Below are 3,332 nucleotides of genomic sequence, written 5' to 3'. Positions count from 1 at the left end.
GCCCGGGCCGTCCCGTCCCGGCCCGGGTCAGCGGCCGGTGTCGAGCAGCAGGAAGTGCCGGCCGTGCAGGCGCCACTGGGCGGCGGTGCGCCAGCCGGCCCGCTCGGCGTGGCCGCGCAGCGCGGTGCGGCCGGCCCGCGCCCAGGGGAAGGACGGGCTGTGCACGCCGTGGCCGTTGTCCAGCCGTGCCCGGACCCGCTCGTCCACATTGACGGGGGCGGCTTCGGCCAGCAGCCGGCCGCCGGGTGCGAGGAGTTCACGGACCCGGGCGAGCAGGGCGACCGGATCGCCGCCGATGCCGATGTTGCCGTCGAGCAGCAGTGCGCTGCCCCATTCCCCTTCCCGCGGCAGCGGGTCGAAGACCGAGGCGAGCAGGGCGGTGCCGCCGGCCGCGCGGGTCCGTTCGACGGCGGCCGGGGTGACGTCGATGCCGAGCGCGGTCTGTCCGCGCCGGGCCAGTTCGGCGACCATCCGGCCGGGGCCGCAGCCGATGTCCAGCACGCTGCCGCGGCACTGGCGCAGCACCGAACGGTCGGCGTCGTCCGGGCCTGCGCACCAGCGTTCGATGTCCAGTGGCAGCAGCCAGCCGTCCGGGCGGCGCAGGAAGAGGGGGCCGCGCCCGGTGCGCAGCGCGTCGGCGTACAGGTCCGCGGACCAGCACCGCCGGTGTGCGGGTGCGTCCCGGACGGCGGTGCCGGTGCCCGGGCCGGTGGCGGGCCCGGCGGACGGGTCGGCGGCCGGGGCGGAGGCAGGAGCGGAGGCCGGGGCGGAGGCCGGGGCGGAGGCAGGAGCGGCCACGGGTGTGGACACGGTCGTCACCGGACACCCGCCCCCGCGTCGCCCCGTTGCCGCTGCGCCCGGCGCGGCACCGCGGAGACCCCGGACACCCCGGCCGGTCCGGCGGTGAGGGCCGCGTGCAGGGCGGCGAAACGGGTGCCGGGCGCCTGACGGGCGATCAGCGCAGCGTCCGGCGGGGTGTCGACGTCCCGCAGCACGGGCAGTTCGCACACCTCCAGCCCGGCGTCGGCCAGCCGCTTCCGCTGCGCGGCGCCGGTCCGCCCGGTGGACATCGGCACCCCGCGCACCAGCCCGGGGTCGGGCTCGGCCAGGCCCAGCGCCCAGAAGCCGCCGTCCTCGGCGGGGCCGAACCAGGCCCGGCCCGGCGGGCAGCCGTCCGGCGCGGTGGCCGGGGCCAGCAGCGCCGGGGTGAGCTGCGGGGTGTCCATGCCGACCAGCAGGGCGGGGCCGTCGCAGCCCGCGAAGGCCGCCGCGATGCGTTCGTCCAGACCGCCGGGGCACTGCGGCACCACCTCGAAGCCGTCCGGCACCCACTCCCCCGGCCGTCCGGCCAGCACCAGCACCCGCCGCCGGGCGGGCACCCGGCGCACGGCGTCCAGCGTGTCGGCGAGTGCGGCGGCGGCCAGCCGGGCCGCCTGGTCCGGGGTGAAGTACGGGCTGAGCCGGGTCTTGACCCGCCCGGGCACCGGTTCCTTGGCGATCACCAGAAGCGTCAGGCCGCCGTCCCGGGCGGCCGTCCGGGCCCCGGCGCTCACCGCAGGACCTTCCGCATGTCGCGGACGGCCTGGAAGGTGCCCCGCCAGGTGCCGGTGACCTTGGACTTGCCCGTGCGGGGCCGGTAGGCGACCTCGGTCTCCCGGATGCGCCAGCCGGCGTCCGCGGCGGCGACCACCATCTCCAGCGGGTAGCCGCTGCGCCGGTCGGTCAGTCCCAGGTCCAGCAGGGCCCGGCGGCGGGCCACCCGCAGCGGACCGATGTCGTGCAGCCGTACGCCGGTGCGGCGGCGCACCATCACGGACAGGGCGAGGTTGCCGGCCCTGGCGTGTGCCGGCCAGGCGCCGCGCGCGGTGGGGCGGCGGCGGGCCAGCACCAGATCGGCCGTGCCCGCCAGGACGGGTTCGGCGGCGCGGGCCGCCTCGGCCGGGTCCAGGGAGGCGTCGCAGTCGCAGAACGCGATGAGCTCGCCCTCGGCGGCGGTCAGTCCGGCATGGCACGCGGCGCCGAAGCCGCGGCGCGGCTCGCGGACCACGCGGGCGCCGAGCCGGGCGGCCAGTTCGCCGGAGCCGTCCGTGGAGCCGTTGTCGACCACCAGCGCCCGCCAGCCGCGCGGGATGCGCTCCAGCACCCACGGGAGGGCGGCGGCCTCGTTCAGACACGGCAGCACGATCTCGCCACGTGGTCTGTGCCCGCCGGGCAGCACCCCGGTCCGGGCATCGGGCCGGCCGCCGGTTCTGCGGCCGGTCCGTGCGGGAAACCGTTCGTCGGGCCGGGCGGCCGGCGGGGTGCCGGCCGCGGCTCCGGCCGTGGAGTCGGGACGCGCGTCGGGCAGAGAGTCAGTCACCCCTCTTACCCTACGGAGACAATAGGGATATACCCGGGCACTCCTCCTTACGAATTCCTGACGTCCGCATCTGGGCTCCTCCGTTCCCCGCACCTACCAGGGGCGGGATGTGACACTCGACCGCATGTCAGCAACGCATCGCCAGCGTGTCCTCGTGGTGGACGACGACCCGACGGTCACCGAGGTGGTGACCGGCTATCTGGACCGCGCCGGTTACGCGGTCGACCGGGCGGCGGACGGCCCGGCCGCCCTGGCCCGCGCCGCCGACCGGCCCCCGGATCTGGTGGTGCTGGACCTGATGCTGCCGGGCATGGACGGGCTGGAGGTGTGCCGCCGGCTGCGCGCCCGGCGCTCCGTCCCGGTGGTGATGCTCACCGCGCGCGGCGACGAGGAGGACCGCATCCTCGGCCTGGAGGTGGGCNGTCCCGGTGGTGATGCTCACCGCGCGCGGCGACGAGGAGGACCGCATCCTCGGCCTGGAGGTGGGCGCCGACGACTACGTCACCAAGCCGTTCAGCCCGCGTGAGCTGGTGCTGCGGGTGACCTCGGTGCTGCGCCGGGCCGGGGCGGCTCCGGCGGCCGGGCCGCAGTTGCGGGGCGGCGGCATCGTGCTCGACCCGGTGGCCCGCACCGCGCGCGACGCGCGCGGCCCGCTCGCCCTCACGCTGCGCGAATTCGACCTGCTGGCCCATTTCCTGCGCCACCCGGGGCGGGCGTTCAGCCGTGAGGAGCTGATGTCGCAGGTGTGGGGCTGGGACTTCGGCGATCTGTCCACGGTCACGGTGCATGTGCGGCGGCTGCGGCACAAGGTGGAGACGGACGCGGCCCGTCCCCGTCTGATCACCACCGTGTGGGGCGTGGGCTACCGCTTCGACGGCGACGCGGCCGGTCCGGGCCCGCAGGAGCCCGGCGCCGGCGGCCCCTCGGCGGCCGGCGGGACGGCGACGGGCACGGGCACGGGGACGCGCGGGGG

The 3,332-nt window shown here is 77.5% G+C and carries 3 protein-coding genes and 1 pseudogene; 1 reads left to right on the top strand and 3 read right to left on the bottom strand.

Annotated elements, in window-relative coordinates:
- Positions 1 to 27: 27 nt before the first annotated feature.
- Genes GQS09_RS27645 through GQS09_RS27635 form a run of 3 tightly spaced genes read right to left on the bottom strand, consistent with a single transcriptional unit; the run spans position 28 to position 2,215 of the window.
- Complete coding sequence (locus GQS09_RS27645) at positions 28 to 810, bottom strand: bifunctional 2-polyprenyl-6-hydroxyphenol methylase/3-demethylubiquinol 3-O-methyltransferase UbiG (RefSeq protein ID WP_165990256.1); 783 nt, start codon at positions 808 to 810, stop codon at positions 28 to 30.
- A gap of 5 nt (positions 811 to 815) precedes the next feature.
- Positions 816 to 1,553 (bottom strand): DUF2064 domain-containing protein, encoded by a 738-nt coding sequence (locus GQS09_RS27640; RefSeq protein ID WP_313896381.1) that lies wholly within the window; start codon positions 1,551 to 1,553, stop codon positions 816 to 818.
- Positions 1,550 to 2,215 (bottom strand): glycosyltransferase family 2 protein, encoded by a 666-nt coding sequence (locus GQS09_RS27635; RefSeq protein WP_207958369.1) that lies wholly within the window; start codon positions 2,213 to 2,215, stop codon positions 1,550 to 1,552. Before GQS09_RS27635 ends, GQS09_RS27640 begins: the two co-directional genes overlap by 4 nt.
- A 268-nt stretch (positions 2,216 to 2,483) precedes the next feature.
- Here GQS09_RS27635 and GQS09_RS31145 point away from each other — a divergent pair.
- Positions 2,484 to 3,332: pseudogene (locus tag GQS09_RS31145) on the top strand (response regulator transcription factor); the annotation flags it as partial.

The organism is Streptomyces sp. YIM 98790, from assembly GCF_011421595.1.
Classification (GTDB): Bacteria; Actinomycetota; Actinomycetes; order Streptomycetales; family Streptomycetaceae; genus Streptomyces.
Note: the sequence above shows the minus strand (reverse complement) of the source record. Positions and strands in the feature narration are given on the sequence as shown.